Origin of the sequence: Bacillus mycoides (assembly GCF_000832605.1) — a bacterium.
Classification (GTDB): domain Bacteria; phylum Bacillota; class Bacilli; order Bacillales; family Bacillaceae_G; genus Bacillus_A; species Bacillus_A mycoides.
Genome location: NZ_CP009692.1, coordinates 1,379,262 through 1,397,052 on the forward strand (window position 1 = coordinate 1,379,262; position 17,791 = coordinate 1,397,052).

The following is a 17,791-nucleotide window of genomic DNA, read 5'->3' on the forward strand; positions in this document are numbered from 1 at the left end:
AGAATAACGGGGAAAATACTAGGATGAAGAAGGTTTCAAGTCTATAACTTGGAGGAAAAGAATGAACAATCGTATTTTAGTAGTTGATGATGAGGAATTTATCTTAACTTTAATTGAATTTAATTTACAACAAGCTGGGTTTGAAGTTATTACAGCAATGGATGGAGAAATGGCGCTTCAAAAAGCGACTACAGAACGCCCAGATTTAATTATATTAGATTTAATGCTTCCAAAAATGGATGGTATGGAAGTTTGTAAAGAATTACGATTGCAGCGTATTATGACGCCGATTTTAATGTTAACAGCAAAAGATGATGAATTTGATAAGGTGCTAGGTCTTGAGCTTGGGGCTGATGATTATATGACGAAGCCATTTAGTCCAAGGGAAGTTGTTGCTCGTGTGAAGGCGATTTTGCGCCGTACGAAATTACAGCAGGAAGAACAAGTTTCAGAATCGCCAGATGAAGAGAGCATCAAAATTGGAGAGCTTAAAATTTTACCGGAGTTTTATGAAGCGTACTTCCAAGGAAGGAAACTGGAATTAACACCGAAAGAATTTGAGTTACTTGTTTATCTTGCGAAAAATAAAAGTCGTGTATTAACTCGTGACCAATTATTAAGTGCTGTATGGAATTATGATTTTGCCGGTGATACAAGAATTGTTGATGTCCATATTAGCCATTTGCGCGATAAAATTGAACAAAATACGAAAAAACCGACGTACATTAAAACGATACGTGGTTTAGGTTATAAATTAGAGGAGCCAAAAGTGGATGAATAAGTTTCGTTCCAGGCTTCTTTTTACATTTGTTTCTCTTATCGTTTTTATTTTAGTTGGACTAGGTGTATTATTAGAAACTGTATTTGAAAACTACTATATAGATCATGCTAAAGAGAGAATGATAAAAGAGACACAGTATGTTGCGGTATTAGCAGAAGAGCAAGGGTTTGATGCTGTTTTAAAAAAGCCTTATGTATTTGAAAAGTTAGAAGAAAAAATACCAGCTTCTATTATATTTGTTGATGAAAAAAAGAAAGTTCAATATAGCGGAGGGCAACCATCTGCATTTAATCAAGAGATGATTAAAGAACTTTCTTCTGAAGCAGCAAAACAACGAAGTAAAGTGATTACGCAAGAAACAGATCAAAAGAATGAATTTTATCATGCGGTGTTCGTTCAAGATCTAGCAGGAAAACAAGGATATATTTTGGTGAAAAGTACAATTGAGCCATTGAAAGACGTACATCAAAAAACGTGGGGATTATTAATTATAGGATTTGTTATCGCTTGTCTCGTAGTCGTATTTTTAGGTATGAAAATTACGGGGCAATATATTAGGCCGATTGAATCGGTTACGAAAGTTGCCATTGAATTAGCGAAGGGAAATTATAAAGCACGCGCTTATGAAAGTCATTCGGATGAAACAGGGATGCTGAGTAAAGCGATTAATATTTTAGCTCGTAATTTACAAGAGATGACTCTTGAGCAGGAAATGCAACAGGATCGTCTGCATACGTTAATTGAAAATATGGGAAGTGGAATGATTTTAATTGATAGCCGCGGTTATATAAACCTTGTAAACCGTTCTTATAAGGAAACTTTCCACGTAACAGATGAAGAATATTTAGATCGCTTATATTATGAATCGTTTCATCATACAGAAATTATTGAGCTTGTGGAAGAAATCTTTATGACAGAAGTGAAAGTGCGTAAACAAATGTTATTGCCGCTTGGAATTGAGCGAAAGCATTTCGAAGTATATGGAGCGCCAATTATTGGGACGAACCATGAATGGAAAGGTATTGTTCTTGTGTTCCATGACATAACAGAGTTAAAGAAATTAGAACAAATGAGAAAAGACTTTTTAGCGAATGTTTCTCATGAACTAAAGACGCCAATTACTTCTATTAAAGGTTTTTCAGAAACGCTCTTGGATGGGGCTATGGATAATAAAAAATTCTGCGAACATTTCTTACATATTATTTTAAAAGAAAGTGAACGCATGCAAGGATTAATTGAAGATTTATTAGACTTGTCAAAGATTGAGCAACAAGGGTTTAAACTAAATATGGGGACCGTTGATATGAAGGAACTTCTTGAAGATATTCATATGGTGCTTGATAATAAAGCGGGAGAAAAAGAAATCTCTTTACAAGTGAATGCATTAAAACGTGTCTCTGTCATTGGGGATCCAGGTCGCTTGAAACAAATCTTTATTAATTTAATTAATAACGCGATTGTATACACACCGGCTGGAGGCGTTGTTTCTGTTGAATTGGCAGAAGATAAATATAATGCTTATATAAAAGTATCTGATACTGGAATTGGTATTAGTAAAGAGGAAATCCCACGTATTTTTGAACGCTTTTACCGAGTGGATAAAGCAAGAAGTAGAAATACGGGTGGAACGGGTCTTGGTTTATCAATTGTAAAACATTTAGTTGAAGCGCATCAAGGTACGATTACAGTGGATAGTGAGGTTGGGGAAGGAACAACATTTACAGTTGTTTTACCAAAATCAGCTACTGAAAAATAGGATGAAGGATATTTACAATATATTAACAATGGCTTAATTAAATATTAATAAAGCTCTGTTAATATAATATATGAAAACCCCTTCATCCAAGGAGTAATTTTGGACGAGAGTAGTTATGCTATTCTCGTCACTTCCCTTTATGCCAATGTAAGTCTGTTTATATATGATAGAAAAAAACCGTTATTTTTCTTCTCTCTATTAGTCATGTTAATATAGAGAGAGGACAGGAACGGTTTTTTTCTGTGGGAAAAATCGTTTCAAATATGTATGGGGAGGTTTGTAGTTTGGAAAAAAAAGTCGTATTAGTAGATGGTAATAATATCGCGTATCGTGCTTTCTTTGCACTACCGCTTTTAAATAACGACAAAGGTATACATACGAACGCAATTTATGGTTTTACAATGATGTTAATGAGGATACTAGAGGAAGAAAAACCGACGCATATGCTTGTGGCGTTTGATGCGGGGAAAACAACATTCCGTCATAAAACGTATAGTGATTACAAGGGAGGGCGTCAAAAGACTCCACCTGAGTTATCAGAGCAATTCCCGTTTATTCGTGAGGTGCTTGATGCATTCAATGTACCGCGTTATGAGCTGGAAAATTATGAAGCGGATGACATTATGGGAACGTTAGCGAAAGAAGCGAGTGAGCAAGGGTTTCATGTTAAAGTTATTTCAGGAGATAAAGATTTACTGCAACTTGTTTCAGATAATACACTCGTATGTATTCCTCGCAAAGGGATTACGGAGGTAGATGAATATACGAAAGAAGCTTTATTTGAGAAATATAGCTTATCACCAAAGCAAATTATCGATATGAAAGGTTTAATGGGAGACCAATCGGATAACATTCCAGGTGTACCAGGTGTTGGTGAGAAGACAGCCATTAAATTATTAACGCAATTTGAAACAGTAGAAGCAGTATATGAAAACTTAGATCAAGTGAGTGGAAAGAAATTAAAAGAAAAGTTAGAAGCGAATAAAGAACAAGCTCTTATGAGTAAAGAACTTGCGACTATTATTACAGACGCACCGATTACTGTGCATGTAGATGATATGGAATATAAAGGGTATGAACCAAGCGATTTGATTCCAATGTTCGAGAATTTAGGATTTACATCCCTTTTAAATAAGTTAGGTGTTACGCCGGAGGAAACGGCTCCAGCCGAATTAGATGATATTACATTTGATATTGTAGAAGAAGTTACAGAAGAAATGCTTCAGCAAGATAGTGCGCTTATTGTTGAAGTGCAAGAAGATAATTATCATAAAGCCGATATTCAAGGTTTTGGTATTCAAAATGAAAATGGTTGTTACTTCATTCCAGCCGATGTTGCTCTTAAATCGGATGCTTTTAAAGAGTGGCTTGCAAATGGAGAAATGAGAAAACATACATTTGATGCGAAGCGTGCTATCGTTGCTCTCAAGTGGAAAGGTGTAGATATTCAAGGGATTGACTTTGATTTATTAATTGCCGCTTATTTACTTGATCCAGCCGATACAGATAAAGATTTCCGTACTGTAGCGAAAATGAAAGAAACGCATGCCGTAAAATCTGACGAAGAAGTTTACGGGAAAGGTGCGAAGCGTGCTGTTCCGGAGCTAGAGGTAGTAGCGGAGCATGTAGCTCGTAAAGTGCATGTATTATATGATGTAAAGCAAACGTTCTTAGAAGAATTAAAAAAGAACGAGCAATATGAATTATTTACGGAATTAGAATTACCACTTGCACGTGTATTAGCTGATATGGAAGTGAAAGGTGTAAAAGTTGATACGGAGCGTCTTCGTAATATGGGAGAAGAACTTGCAGGTAGATTAAAGGAAATGGAACAGGAAATTTATAAGCTTGCGGGAACAGAATTTAATATTAATTCACCGAAGCAACTTGGGGTTATTCTGTTTGAGAATTTAAACTTACCAGTTATTAAAAAGACGAAAACAGGTTATTCTACGTCGGCGGATGTATTAGATAAACTTATGGATCGTCATGAAATTATTCCAAATATTTTACATTACCGTCAATTAGGAAAGCTAAATTCAACTTACATTGAAGGTTTATTGAAAGTCGTACATGAAGATTCATCTAAAATCCATACTCGTTTTAATCAAGTGTTAACGCAAACAGGTCGATTAAGTTCAACAGATCCGAACTTACAAAATATCCCGATTCGCTTAGAAGAAGGAAGAAAGATTCGTCAGGCATTCGTTCCATCAGAAGAAGGATGGATCATGTACGCGGCTGATTATTCACAAATCGAACTTCGTGTGCTTGCTCACATTGCAAATGATCCAGGGTTAGTTGAAGCGTTCCGACATGACATGGATATTCATACGAAAACAGCTATGGATGTATTTGGTGTTGGGAAAGACGAAGTAACATCTAACATGAGACGACAAGCAAAAGCTGTTAACTTCGGAATTGTGTATGGTATTAGTGATTATGGTCTTTCGCAAAACTTAGGAATTACAAGAAAAGCAGCAGCGGAATTTATTGAAAAGTATTTAGAAAGTTTCCCTGGTGTACAAGAATACATGGATGAAATCGTAAAAGATGCGAAACAAAAAGGATATGTGGTTACATTATTAAATCGTCGCCGTTATATTCCGGAAATTACGAGTCGTAATTTCAATTTACGTAGCTTTGCTGAGCGTACAGCTATGAATACACCAATTCAAGGTAGTGCGGCTGATATTATTAAAAAAGCGATGATTATTATGGCAGATCGTCTAGAAGAAGAAGGATTACAAGCGCGTCTTCTTCTGCAAGTACACGATGAATTGATATTTGAAGCACCAAAAGAAGAAATTGAAAAATTAGAGAAGCTTGTACCTGAAGTAATGGAGCATGCAATTGAACTAGCCGTTCCATTGAAAGTTGATTATTCTTACGGTCCAACTTGGTACGATGCGAAATAAGGACGTGATGAAATGCCGGAATTACCAGAGGTTGAAAACGTTAGACGGACGCTTGAAAATCTTGTAACAGGAAAAACGATTGAAGATGTCGTTATTACTTATCCCAAAATAGTAAAACGACCGGATGATGTAGAAATTTTTAAAGAAATGCTAAGAGGCGAGACAATTGAAAATATAAAGCGAAGAGGTAAGTTTTTGCTTTTGTATGTAACGAACTATGTAATTGTTTCACATTTGCGCATGGAAGGTAAGTTTTTACTTCATCAAGAGGATGAGCCGATTGATAAACATACGCACGTCCGTTTCTTATTTACAGATGGAACTGAATTACATTATAAAGATGTGAGAAAGTTTGGTACGATGCATCTCTTTAAGAAAGGTGAAGAGTTGAATCAAATGCCTCTTGCTGACTTAGGCCCGGAGCCATTTGATGCTGAATTGACACCGCAGTATTTACAAGAAAGATTGCAAAAAACAAATCGTAAAATAAAAGTCGTATTATTAGATCAGCGTCTTTTAGTAGGGCTTGGAAATATATATGTAGATGAAGTGTTATTCCGTTCTCAAATTCACCCAGAACGAGAAGCTGCATCTTTAACAGAAGAAGAAATAGAAAGAATTTACGAGGCGATTGTTACAACGCTGGGCGAAGCTGTTAAGCGAGGCGGAAGTACAATTAGAACGTATATTAATTCACAAGGACAAATTGGTTCGTTCCAGGAACTTCTAAATGTATATGGGAAAAAAGGAGAACCGTGTGTGACTTGCGGTACGCTATTAGAAAAAACAGTTGTTGGCGGAAGGGGAACACATTACTGCCCAATTTGCCAACCTAGAATATAGAAAAGGGATAACATCGGATAGGCATTTGTCATATACATAGAGCAGAGCTATGTATAAGGGAGGAGCTTACCGATGTACCTTTATTTATCTCTTATTTTATTAGCTTTTACATTAAGCTTAGATAGCTGTAGTGTAGGGCTAACATACGGGTTAAGGAGCGTAAGAATTCCACTAAGATCAATTATAATTATCGGGATCTGTTCAGCAGCTGTAATGCTCGTTTCCATGGGAATTGGACATATGATCGCGAAAATATTTTCACCTGTTATCGCAACGCGTATCGGCGGATTTGTTCTTATTGGAATAGGTATTTGGGTATTATATCAATTTTTTCGAAGTGATAAAAAAGAAGAACCGAAGCAAGAGGAAAAGGTTTGGAAACTAGAAATTGCTTCGCTAGGGTTAGTGATTCAAATTTTGCGGAAGCCGACTGTTGCAGATTTTGATAAATCAGGAACTATCTCTGCAGGAGAAGCGCTACTTCTCGGTATCGCTCTTTCTATAGATTCGTTTGGTGCTGGAATTGGTGCATCTTTATTAGGTTATGCACCCGCGATGATGGCGGTATTAGTCGCGGTTATGAGTTCTTTATTTTTATTTATTGGAATGAAGCTCGGTACGATTTTATCAAATATGAAATGGTTACAAAAATTTACATTCCTGCCTGGGGTATTACTCATTATTATTGGAATTTGGAAAATGTAAGTATGGGCGTGGAACATTAGTTTCGCGCCTTTAATATTGTGAGGAGGATTATTATGACAGTAGTAATTGGATTAACAGGAGGCATTGCAAGCGGAAAAAGTACGGTATCAGAAATGTTTCGTGAAATGAGTATACCGGTTATTGATGCAGATATTATTGCGCGAGAAGTTGTAGAACGAGGAAAACCGGCATATAACAAAATTGTAGAGGTGTTCGGAACGGAAGTGTTACAAAAAGATGGAGAGCTTGATCGACCAAAGCTTGGGAGTGTCGTTTTTTATAATGAAGAAAAACGATTGCAGTTAAACGAAATTGTTCATCCTGCGGTGCGTGAAGAAATGAATGCACAAAAGGAGATGTACATAAAAGAAAGTATGCAAGCGGTTGTGTTAGATATCCCTCTTTTGTTTGAAAGTAAATTAACAAATCTCGTTGATCGTGTTTTAGTTGTAGCAGTCACACCGAATACGCAATTGGAACGTTTAATGAAACGAAATAACTTTTCAGAAGAAGAAGCAACGGCTCGTATTCAATCTCAAATGCCATTAGAAGAAAAAGTAAAGAAGGCAGATAAGGTAATTTATAATGATGGCACAATTACTGGAACGAAAACACAATTAGCTTCTATTTTGAAAGAATGGAACATTATTGATTAAAAAATTGTGGAATTAATGAAAATGCTTAGTGACATATCTCCTTTTTGTGTTATACTATTATTGGGATTGGAGATAAATAGTATAACGCATTCAAGGGGGATAACATATTATGACTCGTGTGGCAATTAATGGATTTGGACGTATCGGGAGAATGGTATTTCGTCAAGCAATAAAAGAAAGCGCATTCAAAATTGTAGCAATAAATGCAAGCTATCCATCAGAAACGTTAGCGCATTTAATTAAATATGATACAGTTCATGGAAAGTTTGACGGAACAGTGGAAGCATTTGAAGATCACTTACTAGTTGATGGGAAAATGATTCGCCTTTTAAACAACCGCGATCCAAAGGAGTTGCCTTGGAAAGATCTAGGTGTTGAAGTTGTAATTGAAGCAACTGGTAAATTTAACTCTAAAGAAAAAGCAATTCTTCATGTTGAAGCTGGAGCGAAAAAAGTTATTTTAACAGCACCTGGTAAAAATGAAGATGTAACAATCGTAGTTGGTGTGAACGAAGACCAATTAGATATCACAAAGCATACTGTTATTTCAAATGCATCTTGTACAACAAACTGTTTAGCGCCTGTTGTAAAGGTGTTAGATGAGCAGTTCGGAATTGAAAACGGTTTAATGACAACTGTTCACGCTTATACAAATGACCAAAAAAATATTGATAACCCACATAAAGATTTAAGAAGAGCGCGTGCTTGCGGACAGTCCATCATTCCAACAACGACGGGTGCTGCAAAAGCGCTAGCAAAAGTTCTTCCACACTTAAACGGAAAACTTCATGGTATGGCACTTCGTGTACCAACACCAAACGTGTCTCTTGTTGATTTAGTAGTAGACGTAAAACGTGATGTAACAGTTGAAGATATTAATGAAGCATTCAAAACTGTTGCAAACGGTGCATTAAAAGGAATTGTAGAATTCAGCGAAGAGCCTTTAGTGTCTATCGATTTTAATACAAATACACACTCAGCTATTATTGATGGTTTGTCTACAATGGTAATGGGTGATCGTAAAGTGAAAGTACTTGCTTGGTATGATAACGAGTGGGGCTACTCTCGTCGTGTTGTAGATCTTGTAACGTTAGTTGTTGATGAATTAGCGAAACAAAAAAATGTGCAACATATTTAAGTGAACGAGAGAGGGCAAGTGAAAATTTGCCCTCTTTTTTATTTTTTTCTGAAAAGGAAAAAAATTATATAAGTATATTTTTAAATAGTGGACATACCACGAAACGTTGGGATTACTGTATTCGTGAATCATTAATTTTTTTTAGGGAAAAGTAAAGAGGAAAATATGACAGAAAATCGAAAAAACTGTTGTTGCAAAATGAAAATAAACAAAGTATACTAACACTCGTAAACTTAAGAGCTGAGGTACGTAGTCACTACTTAAAGGGTTAGGACCTCTCTGGACTAACTTTCCCCCGTGGTAGTGGAGCAAGCCAAATTGCAAATTAGTTTTCAATTCGAACAGTTAGAATAAATTTACAAGGGGGAACTGTAGAATGGATACTATGGATACGATGGGTCGTCACGTGATTGCTGAACTTTGGGATTGCGATTTCGACAAGCTTAATGACATGCCGTATATTGAACAATTATTTGTGGATGCAGCACTAAGAGCTGGTGCTGAAGTACGTGAGGTTGCTTTTCATAAATTTGCACCACAAGGTGTAAGTGGAGTAGTAATTATCTCGGAATCACATTTAACAATTCATAGCTTTCCGGAGCACGGTTACGCAAGTATTGATGTTTATACTTGTGGGGATCGTATTGATCCAAATGTTGCTGCAGAATATATTGCAGAAGGTTTAAACGCGAAAACGCGTGAGAGCATCGAGCTTCCTCGAGGCACTGGTAGCTTCGAAATTAAGCAGAGAGAAACAAAAGCTCTTTAAAAAAGAACATAATTGATTTAAAATGTAAAGAGGTGTATAATGCACCTCTTTTTTAGTTTATATAAAATAGGATCACGATATGTAATAACTTAGAGTGGTCATTATAGAAGAATGAGTTATATAATATTGTATATATATTTTCACATGTAGGTGAGTAGCGAAAGAATAAAGATTATAGTGTAAAGGAGTGAATGAATTGCGTTGTCCATCCTGTTTTCATAATGGAACAAGAGTGTTAGATTCGCGTCCGGTAGACGAGGGGCGCTCTATTCGAAGAAGAAGAGAGTGTGAAAGTTGTTTAAGTCGCTTTACGACATTTGAAAGAGTAGAAGAATCACCTCTTATCGTTGTTAAAAAAGAAGGAACACGAGAAGAGTTTAATAAAGAGAAAATTTTACGCGGTTTAATTAAAGCGTGTGAAAAAAGACCTGTATCTTTAAGGCAGTTAGAGGAAGTAACACAAAGTGTGGAGCGTGAACTTCGTAACTTAGGTATATCAGAAGTGAAAAGTGATATGATTGGTGAAATTGTTATGGAAGAACTTCGTGATATTGATGATGTTGCGTACGTACGTTTTGCTTCTGTGTATCGTCAATTTAAAGATTTAAATGTATTTATTGAAGAATTAAAAGATATACTGCAAAAAGAGAGAGAGTAGAAGGAATCTCTTTATATACTGTAAGTAAACGAGATAAGAGAGCTAGAAGCGGAAGCTAATAGCTCTTTTTCGCTAATAAATTATATAATAAAGATAGAACGAGTGAAATGTAGGCTAGATTGGATGAGAGAAAGGAAAAGCAAGAATGGAAAAACAGTCATGGATGGAGCTATTGCCGATTGATCGTTATAAAGTAAGTGCGAAAGGGTTGTTACATAATTACGACCGGAAAGTATTAACGATGTTGTATCAGCCGTTAATAGGTAGTAGAGCTTTTAGCTTATACATGACACTATGGGGAGAGTTAGAGCAAGATCGTGTGTTTGGAAAAGAGAATACACATCACTCCCTTATGGTGACTATGCAAATGCAACTTCCTGAAATATATGGGGAACGAGTAAAGTTAGAAGCGATTGGTCTTTTAAATGTATATATTAAGAAAGAAAAAGATATTCGGATGTTTATATATGAATTGCAACCACCTTTATCTCCGAAGCAGTTTTTTGATGATATTGTTTTAAGTATCTTTTTATATAATCGCTTGAGTCGGACAAAATACAACCAAGTAAAGCAATATTTCTTAGAAGAAGAATTCGATTTTGCTTCTTATGAAAATGTTACGCGCTCCTTCAACGATATATTTGATTCGTTTAACCCAGGTCAGTTTGAATATGCGCAAGAAGAACTGCGTATCCCGAAAACGACAATTATGCCAAGTAACGAGAATGGGGATGCTCCGAAAGTTTGGAACGATTTCTTTGATTTCTCGTTATTTGTAGACGGACTATCAGCCCTTGTTCCTAAAAAGGCGATTACAGATCAAGTGAGAGAATGTGTTATTACACTCGCTTATGTGTACGGTGTGGATGTGTTATCGATGCAAAATATCGTTCTTGGCGCAGTGACAGAAGTGCAAACAATTGATATCGAAAGGCTTCGGAAGGGAGCACGCGATTGGTATCAATTCGAAAATGGTCAAGCGTTACCTGTATTAAGTGAAAGAGTGCAACCTCATGCTGCTCGTACAATGAAAGAGAAAGAGCCATCTACGCAAGAAGAGATGCTAATGAAACAGTTAGAGGAAATCTCGCCAAAACAACTATTGAAAGAGATTTCAGGCGGTGCAGAGGCGACGAAAGCGGACTTGCAAATCGTTGAGGATGTAATGACAAATCAAAAGTTAACGCCAGGGGTTGTGAATGTACTTATTTATTACGTTATGCTACGCTCAGATATGAAGCTTGCTAAAACGTATGTCGAGAAGATTGCTGGACATTGGGCGCGAAAAAAGGTCGGTACAGTAGGCGAGGCGATGGCGCTAGCGAAAGAAGAGAATCGTCAATATCAAGAGTGGGCTGAGACGAAGAAAAAAGGTCGTACAGCGAAGAAAACAGTGCGAAAAGAAATGGTACCAGATTGGCTTAAAGAAGAGTCGAAAGAAGAGAAAGAACCTGTAAAAAATGACGTAAGTGCGAAAAAAGATGCAAGTACGTTAGAAGATGAACGGAAACGATTAGAAGAAGTATTGAAAAAATATAAGCGTGATTAATAAAAGAAAATGAACGCTCTTTGAGGTGAGAAAATGGAGCATATTCAAAATTCATTTACGAAATTAATGGAAAATAAAAACTTTAAAAATAGATATGAAGTCTTAAAGGCAGAAGTGATGGCGCACCCTCGTGTGAAAGAATTTATAGACGAACATAAAGGTGAAGTAACGACTTCTATGATTGAACGAAGTCTTGTGAAGTTATATGAATATATTGGACAAAGTGTAGGGTGTGCGGATTGTCCAGATTTAGGGTCATGTAAAAATATGCTACAAGGATATGAGCCGAAGCTCGTCATTCAAGGTAAGATGATTGATATTCAATACGATCGTTGTATTAGAAAAGTAGCATATGATGAGAGAAAAAAATATGAAAAACTCGTTCAAAGTGTATATATGCCGGTTGACATTTTGCAGGCAACTATGGAAAATTTAGACCCTTCAGATTTAGATGCACGTATTGATGCAATAGGTGCAACGAATGAATTTTTAAACACATACGAACCAGGTAAAAAAGCACAAGGTTTATATTTGTACGGTAAATTTGGTGTAGGGAAAACGTATCTTTTAGGGGCAATTGCAAATGAGCTTGCGCGAAAGAAAATTAGTTCGATGCTCGTATACTTCCCTGAATTTTTACGTGAAATCAAAAGTTCGATTCAAGATAATTCGATTAGCGGAAAGATTGATGCTGTCAAACGTGTACAAGTATTAATGTTAGATGATATCGGGGCAGAAGCGATGTCAAGTTTTGTACGTGATGATGTACTCGGTGCAATCTTGCAATTCCGTATGTTGGAAAACTTACCGACGTTCTTTACATCTAACTTTGATTTCAAACAGTTGGAACATCATTTAACGTATACACAGCGCGGTGAAGCAGAAGAGATGAAAGCGGCCCGTATTATGGAACGAATTAAATATTTAGCGAAGCCAATCCCAATTGGCGGGAAAAATCGTCGTAATAAGTAAAGAGCGAGCTGAGAAGCTTGCTCTTTTTTATCCCGCTATTGGCGGGCAGTAAGACTCCCACCTCAAAATTCGGCTGTAAAGCAAAGAAGTTAGGTGGGAGCCCTGCTGCCCGTAAAAGCCCGATTGGTGCGGGCTAATAATCAGTGGAGGATGGACAAAACCTCCACTGATTAAAGTTTCACTTTATTTTAATCATTTTTTCAGAGTAGCTTGTATCATTTTTTTCTCCCTCCCTTAATATATATAAAATTAGCAAGCCATATCGAGTGGATGTTCTAACGATGGGAGATAGGTTTCTACTAAGAGTGAACTTCCATAGATCGGACTCTTATAGGATTTGTAACGTATAGATGCAATCCTTTAGAGCGGGGATAAAAGGGGGGACAAAAGTGATTGAAATTTGCTTCGAAGAAAAAAATGATGCTGTGTACGTATACAGACAACTAACGAAAAGAACAGAATCCTTATATAAGGAAACAAGTGTATATTTAAATGAACAAAAGGTTGTTATTCATATACCATTATGTGAATCAAATTATATTGAAAAGATTTTATTGCCAGTATTACTATATTTCATTATGAATGTGAAACAAAATGAATGGATTCATACCATTTTAAAGGAAAAGTTTTTTTATGAAGAACAAGAAGAGTGTCATCAAATATTGCATATGGCACATGAGATTTTAAAGGAAAGAAGAAAAGGAGTAGCTAGTGATTTAACACGTCAAAAATTTGAATCTTATATTGCGTCGTCTTTGAATGATTGGCTTTGTGATCCGCTCTCATTCTCGTTTTCATCATACGTTCGTTTTCGTCTTCGTACATATAGGGAAATGGTAACTAAGCTTGCTGAAGTTGCAATTGATGAGTATAAGATGGAGCAGGAATACCAAATATTCATTGAGACACTTCGCCAACAAGTAAGTAGCCGGAAATCACGTTTGTCCTGTGTACATCTTATTTTTGATGAAAGTTTTATTTTCTATGATGATAAAGGTAGGCGTTTAAAACAGGAGAAATTGGTTCAATATATAGATGAAGAATTATTAAAGAAACAGGATGTATATATCGATACGAAAGTAATTGCACCACTTCTTTCTATTTCGCCGAAAAAGATTTATTTATATACGAAAGAACAAGATCATAATATGATTATTACTTTGCGAAATGTATTTCAGGAACGAGTGCAACTACATGGATTACATGAATTTGAGCGCAATGTGAAAAATTTAAAAAATAAAGGTAACGCCCTTGATTTTCTAAGTTTTTGAGCATATAATTACCTACATAAATGAAATATATTGAAATGTCATGATGAGGACATGGGTAGTTTTCTACGATTTTCAGAGAGGGAAGCCTTAGGGTGTGAGCTTCCTAGTACGGGATAATTACTTACCACCTCTAAACTTTAGCAGTGAACGTTTTTCTAGTAATTGCTAACGGACAACACCGTTATGTTGAACTTGAGCAATTAACAATAAGGTTAATTGGAACAAGGGTGGAACCACGAATTCAACACTCGTCCCTTTTTATGGGATGAGTGTTTTTTATTTTGAAAAAAAAGAGGAGTGACCAGTGATGGCAGATGTAGTTAAAATTACTTTCCCTGATGGAGCTGTGAAGGAGTTTCCAAAAGGAGTAACAACTGAAGAAATCGCAGCTTCTATTAGCCCAGGCTTAAAGAAAAAAGCTGTGGCTGGAAAATTAAACGATGAGATGATCGATCTTGTTACACCAATCGAAGAAGATGGTGCAGTTTCTATTATTACATTAGATTCTGAAGATGGCTTATATATTTTACGCCACTCAACAGCTCACCTTTTAGCACAAGCGTTAAAACGTTTATATAAAGATGTTAAGCTTGAGCTTGGCATTGGTCCAGTAATCGAAAATGGCTTCTACTACGATATTGATATGGAAGAAGCAATTACAGTTGAAGACTTCAAAAAAATCGAAAAAGAAATGCAAAAAATCGTGAACGAAAACTTAGAAATCGTTCGTCATGAAGTGCCACGTGCAGAAGCACTTCGTCGCTTTGAAGAAATCGGCGATGAGTTAAAATTAGATTTAATTAACGATCTTCCAGAAGATGCAGTTATTTCAATCTATGAGCAAGGCGAATTCTTCGACCTTTGCCGTGGTGTTCACCTTCCATCTACAGGGAAGATTAAAGTGTTTAAATTATTAAGTGTTGCTGGTGCTTACTGGCGCGGCGATAGCAATAATAAAATGTTACAACGTATTTACGGTACTGGATTCGTTAAGAAAGCAGAATTAGATGAGCACTTACGTATGCTTGAAGAAGCGAAAGAGCGCGATCACCGTAAATTAGGTAAAGAGTTAAAACTATTTACTAATAGCCAAAAAGTAGGACAAGGTTTACCACTTTGGTTACCAAAAGGTGCAACAATTCGCCGTATTATCGAGCGTTACATCGTTGATAAAGAAGCAAGCTTAGGCTATGATCACGTATACACTCCAGTATTAGGAAGTAGAGAGCTTTATGAAACTTCTGGTCACTGGAACCATTACCGTGATGGCATGTTCCCATCAATGGAAATGGATAATGAAGAGTTAGTTCTTCGTCCAATGAACTGCCCTCACCATATGATGGTTTATAAAAATGATATTCACAGCTACCGTGAATTACCAATCCGTATTGCGGAACTTGGAACAATGCACCGCTATGAAATGTCTGGAGCATTATCTGGATTACAACGTGTACGCGGAATGACTTTAAATGATGCGCACATTTTCGTTCGTCCAGATCAAATTAAAGAAGAATTAAAACGTGTTGTAAACTTAACGTTAGAAGTGTACAAAGATTTCGGTTTAGAAAACTATTCATTCCGTCTATCTTATCGTGACCCAGCAGATACTAAAAAGTATTATGCTGATGATGAGATGTGGGAAAAAGCACAAGGTATGTTAAAAGAAGCTATGGATGAAATGGGTCTTGATTACTATGAAGCTGAAGGTGAAGCGGCATTCTATGGTCCGAAACTTGACGTTCAAGTTCGTACTGCTCTTGGAAAAGACGAAACACTTTCAACTGTACAATTAGACTTCTTACTTCCAGAACGCTTTGAATTAACTTACGTTGGTGAAGACGGTAAACAACATCGTCCAGTTGTAATTCACCGTGGTGTTGTATCAACTATGGAACGTTTCGTAGCCTTCTTAATTGAAGAATACAAAGGTGCATTCCCAACTTGGTTAGCTCCAGTTCAGGCGCAAGTAATTCCAGTTTCTCCGCAAGTACATTTAGACTATGCGAAGAAAGTACAAGATGAATTACGACGTGCTGGTATCCGTGTTGAATTAGACACTCGTGAAGAGAAAATTGGTTACAAAATCCGTGAAGCACAAATGCAAAAGATTCCGTACATGCTTGTAGTAGGTGACAATGAAGTTACTGAAAATGGCGTTAACGTACGTAAATATGGTGAACAAAAATCAGAAACAATCGCATTAGATGCGTTTGTTGACATGATTAAGGTAGAAGGAAAACGATAAGAAAGAGCCGCGGTATACCGCGGCTTTTTTATGTATTATAAAAAAGAAAATCTAGAAAAAATAACCAAACAATACTTATCATAAAAAAGTATTGCAAGTATGCTGGTTGTTTGTTACAATATTTCTTGTTGTTAGTAAAACACATCGCGTCTTCTTGACAGACGTCATGTCCTATGATAAACTCATCAAGGATAATAGAATATGGTTTTGACAAGTAGAAGCACCCGCTTCTCACCTGATGGACGCATTCGCAGTTAGCAGGTAAATGTATTTCTTACTAAAGATATTACAAGTGTGGGTGCCGTGTGCCCGCACTTTTTTTGTTCGGGTTCTACAATTGCAAAACGTATTCTAAGAAAACCTTGGAGGTGGCTTACTATTAGCAAGGATATGATGATTAACGAGCAAATTCGTGCACGTGAAGTACGCTTAGTTGGCGCAAACGGCGATCAACTTGGAATCAAGTCTCGTAATGACGCTTTAGACTTAGCTGCAGGTCTTAATCTTGATTTAGTATTGGTTGCTCCAAATGCGAAACCACCAGTATGCCGCATTATGGACTACGGTAAATTCCGCTTTGAGCAACAGAAGAAAGAAAAAGAACAGCGCAAAAATCAAAAAGTAATTAGCATGAAAGAAGTTCGTTTAAGTCCAACAATTGATGAACATGACTTTAACACAAAACTTCGTAATGCTGTCAAGTTTTTAGAGAAAGGCGACAAGGTTAAAGCGTCAATTCGCTTTAAAGGACGTGCCATTACTCATAAAGAAATCGGTCAACGTGTTTTAGATCGCTTCTCAGAAGCTTGTGCTGAAGTTAGTACAATTGAATCTAAGCCTAAAATGGAAGGACGTAGTATGTTCTTAGTTTTAGCACCGAAAAACGATAAGTAATAGATAGAGGAGGAAATACCTATGCCTAAACAAAAAACTCATCGCGGCGCTGCAAAGCGTTTCAAAAAGACTGGATCTGGTAAACTGAAGCGTTCTCACGCTTACACAAGCCATTTATTCGCTAACAAATCTACAAAAGCTAAACGTAAACTACGTAAAGCTGGTGTAGTTAGCGCTGGTGACTTCAAACGCATTCGTCAAATGCTTGACAACTTAAAATAAGTTCGGCTGATATATAGAACAAACTAGGAGGTAATATTATGCCAAGAGTAAAAGGTGGTACAGTTACTCGTCAACGTCGTAAAAAAGTTATAAAATTAGCAAAAGGTTACTACGGTTCTAAGAGTACATTATTTAAGGTTGCTAACCAACAGGTTATGAAATCTCTAATGTATGCATTCCGTGACCGTCGTCAAAAGAAACGTGACTTCCGTAAATTATGGATTACACGTATCAACGCAGCAGCTCGTATGAATGGTCTTTCTTACAGCCGCTTAATGCACGGTTTAAAAAATGCTGGCATCGAAGTTAACCGCAAGATGCTTGCTGACTTAGCTGTTCATGACGAAAAAGCTTTCGCTGAATTAGCAACAGTTGCAAAAAACAACATTAACTAATTGTTTAAAACCTTAGAAG

At 36.6% G+C, this 17,791-nt stretch carries 16 protein-coding genes and 2 other annotated features; all 16 genes read left to right on the plus strand.

The genetic code is table 11. The features are described from left to right. The first annotated feature begins 61 nt into the window (after positions 1 to 61). The 16 genes from phoP to rplT all read left to right on the plus strand — a co-directional run bounded on the left by phoP (position 62) and on the right by rplT (position 17,772). Complete coding sequence (phoP, locus tag BG05_RS09070; RefSeq protein WP_002129355.1) at positions 62 to 781, plus strand: two-component system response regulator PhoP; 720 nt, start codon at positions 62 to 64, stop codon at positions 779 to 781. Then, the gene (gene phoR / locus BG05_RS09075; RefSeq protein WP_002167588.1) at positions 774 to 2,537 is read left to right on the plus strand and encodes a sensory box histidine kinase PhoR; all 1,764 of its coding nucleotides are present in this window, start codon (positions 774 to 776) and stop codon (positions 2,535 to 2,537) included. The genes phoP and phoR overlap by 8 nt, the downstream gene beginning before the upstream one ends. Positions 2,538 to 2,821: 284 nt before the next feature. Continuing rightward, on the plus strand, positions 2,822 to 5,455 hold the full coding sequence (gene polA, locus BG05_RS09080; protein ID WP_033731402.1) for a DNA polymerase I: 2,634 nt from the start codon (positions 2,822 to 2,824) through the stop codon (positions 5,453 to 5,455). 12 nt (positions 5,456 to 5,467) lie between these two features. Further along, the gene (gene mutM, locus BG05_RS09085; protein ID WP_003191733.1) at positions 5,468 to 6,298 is read left to right on the plus strand and encodes a DNA-formamidopyrimidine glycosylase; all 831 of its coding nucleotides are present in this window, start codon (positions 5,468 to 5,470) and stop codon (positions 6,296 to 6,298) included. Positions 6,299 to 6,370: 72 nt separating this feature from the next. Next, a complete protein-coding gene (gene ytaF, locus BG05_RS09090; RefSeq protein WP_002129352.1) occupies positions 6,371 to 7,003 on the plus strand; it encodes a sporulation membrane protein YtaF in 633 nt (210 codons plus the stop codon). Positions 7,004 to 7,056: 53 nt separating this feature from the next. Beyond that, positions 7,057 to 7,659, plus strand: a complete 603-nt coding sequence (gene coaE / locus BG05_RS09095) for a dephospho-CoA kinase (protein WP_003191731.1) — start codon at positions 7,057 to 7,059, stop codon at positions 7,657 to 7,659. Positions 7,660 to 7,768: 109 nt separating this feature from the next. Further along, the gene (locus BG05_RS09100) at positions 7,769 to 8,797 is read left to right on the plus strand and encodes a glyceraldehyde-3-phosphate dehydrogenase (RefSeq protein ID WP_002129350.1); all 1,029 of its coding nucleotides are present in this window, start codon (positions 7,769 to 7,771) and stop codon (positions 8,795 to 8,797) included. Between the two features lie 385 nt (positions 8,798 to 9,182). Further along, on the plus strand, positions 9,183 to 9,566 hold the full coding sequence (gene speD / locus BG05_RS09105; RefSeq protein WP_002003660.1) for an adenosylmethionine decarboxylase: 384 nt from the start codon (positions 9,183 to 9,185) through the stop codon (positions 9,564 to 9,566). A 196-nt stretch (positions 9,567 to 9,762) separates the two neighbouring features. Next, the gene (gene nrdR, locus BG05_RS09110; protein WP_001203686.1) at positions 9,763 to 10,224 is read left to right on the plus strand and encodes a transcriptional regulator NrdR; all 462 of its coding nucleotides are present in this window, start codon (positions 9,763 to 9,765) and stop codon (positions 10,222 to 10,224) included. A gap of 145 nt (positions 10,225 to 10,369) precedes the next feature. After that, a complete protein-coding gene (locus BG05_RS09115; RefSeq protein WP_002129349.1) occupies positions 10,370 to 11,773 on the plus strand; it encodes a replication initiation and membrane attachment family protein in 1,404 nt (467 codons plus the stop codon). A 33-nt stretch (positions 11,774 to 11,806) separates the two neighbouring features. Next, positions 11,807 to 12,745, plus strand: coding sequence for a primosomal protein DnaI (gene dnaI, locus BG05_RS09120; protein ID WP_002015473.1), 939 nt, complete (start codon positions 11,807 to 11,809; stop codon positions 12,743 to 12,745). 389 nt (positions 12,746 to 13,134) lie between these two features. Next, entirely contained in the window at positions 13,135 to 14,016 is an 882-nt protein-coding gene (ytxC, locus tag BG05_RS09125; RefSeq protein WP_002088921.1) for a putative sporulation protein YtxC, read from the plus strand. A gap of 31 nt (positions 14,017 to 14,047) precedes the next feature. Continuing rightward, positions 14,048 to 14,275 (plus strand) — a binding site (T-box leader). A 48-nt stretch (positions 14,276 to 14,323) separates the two neighbouring features. Further along, entirely contained in the window at positions 14,324 to 16,261 is a 1,938-nt protein-coding gene (thrS, locus tag BG05_RS09130) for a threonine--tRNA ligase (protein ID WP_002034275.1), read from the plus strand. Between the two features lie 206 nt (positions 16,262 to 16,467). Further along, positions 16,468 to 16,588: a sequence feature (ribosomal protein L20 leader region), on the plus strand. Positions 16,589 to 16,651: 63 nt separating this feature from the next. Then, on the plus strand, positions 16,652 to 17,155 hold the full coding sequence (gene infC / locus BG05_RS09135) for a translation initiation factor IF-3 (protein ID WP_002015470.1): 504 nt from the start codon (positions 16,652 to 16,654) through the stop codon (positions 17,153 to 17,155). Positions 17,156 to 17,176: 21 nt separating this feature from the next. Continuing rightward, positions 17,177 to 17,377, plus strand: coding sequence for a 50S ribosomal protein L35 (rpmI, locus tag BG05_RS09140; protein WP_001125945.1), 201 nt, complete (start codon positions 17,177 to 17,179; stop codon positions 17,375 to 17,377). Between the two features lie 38 nt (positions 17,378 to 17,415). Beyond that, positions 17,416 to 17,772 (plus strand): 50S ribosomal protein L20, encoded by a 357-nt coding sequence (rplT, locus tag BG05_RS09145; protein ID WP_001138364.1) that lies wholly within the window; start codon positions 17,416 to 17,418, stop codon positions 17,770 to 17,772. Positions 17,773 to 17,791: the final 19 nt, after the last annotated feature.

Coding starts and splice junctions, on each gene's coding strand:
- rpmI (WP_001125945.1), top strand. CDS start 17,177: ATGCCTAAACAAAAAACTCATCGCGGCGCTGCAAAGCGTTTCAAAAAG.
- rplT (WP_001138364.1), top strand. CDS start 17,416: ATGCCAAGAGTAAAAGGTGGTACAGTTACTCGTCAACGTCGTAAAAAA.
- mutM (WP_003191733.1), top strand. CDS start 5,468: ATGCCGGAATTACCAGAGGTTGAAAACGTTAGACGGACGCTTGAAAAT.
- BG05_RS09100 (WP_002129350.1), top strand. CDS start 7,769: ATGACTCGTGTGGCAATTAATGGATTTGGACGTATCGGGAGAATGGTA.
- infC (WP_002015470.1), top strand. CDS start 16,652: ATGATGATTAACGAGCAAATTCGTGCACGTGAAGTACGCTTAGTTGGC.
- thrS (WP_002034275.1), top strand. CDS start 14,324: ATGGCAGATGTAGTTAAAATTACTTTCCCTGATGGAGCTGTGAAGGAG.
- phoP (WP_002129355.1), top strand. CDS start 62: ATGAACAATCGTATTTTAGTAGTTGATGATGAGGAATTTATCTTAACT.
- dnaI (WP_002015473.1), top strand. CDS start 11,807: ATGGAGCATATTCAAAATTCATTTACGAAATTAATGGAAAATAAAAAC.
- ytaF (WP_002129352.1), top strand. CDS start 6,371: ATGTACCTTTATTTATCTCTTATTTTATTAGCTTTTACATTAAGCTTA.
- BG05_RS09115 (WP_002129349.1), top strand. CDS start 10,370: ATGGAAAAACAGTCATGGATGGAGCTATTGCCGATTGATCGTTATAAA.
- speD (WP_002003660.1), top strand. CDS start 9,183: ATGGATACGATGGGTCGTCACGTGATTGCTGAACTTTGGGATTGCGAT.
- phoR (WP_002167588.1), top strand. CDS start 774: ATGAATAAGTTTCGTTCCAGGCTTCTTTTTACATTTGTTTCTCTTATC.
- coaE (WP_003191731.1), top strand. CDS start 7,057: ATGACAGTAGTAATTGGATTAACAGGAGGCATTGCAAGCGGAAAAAGT.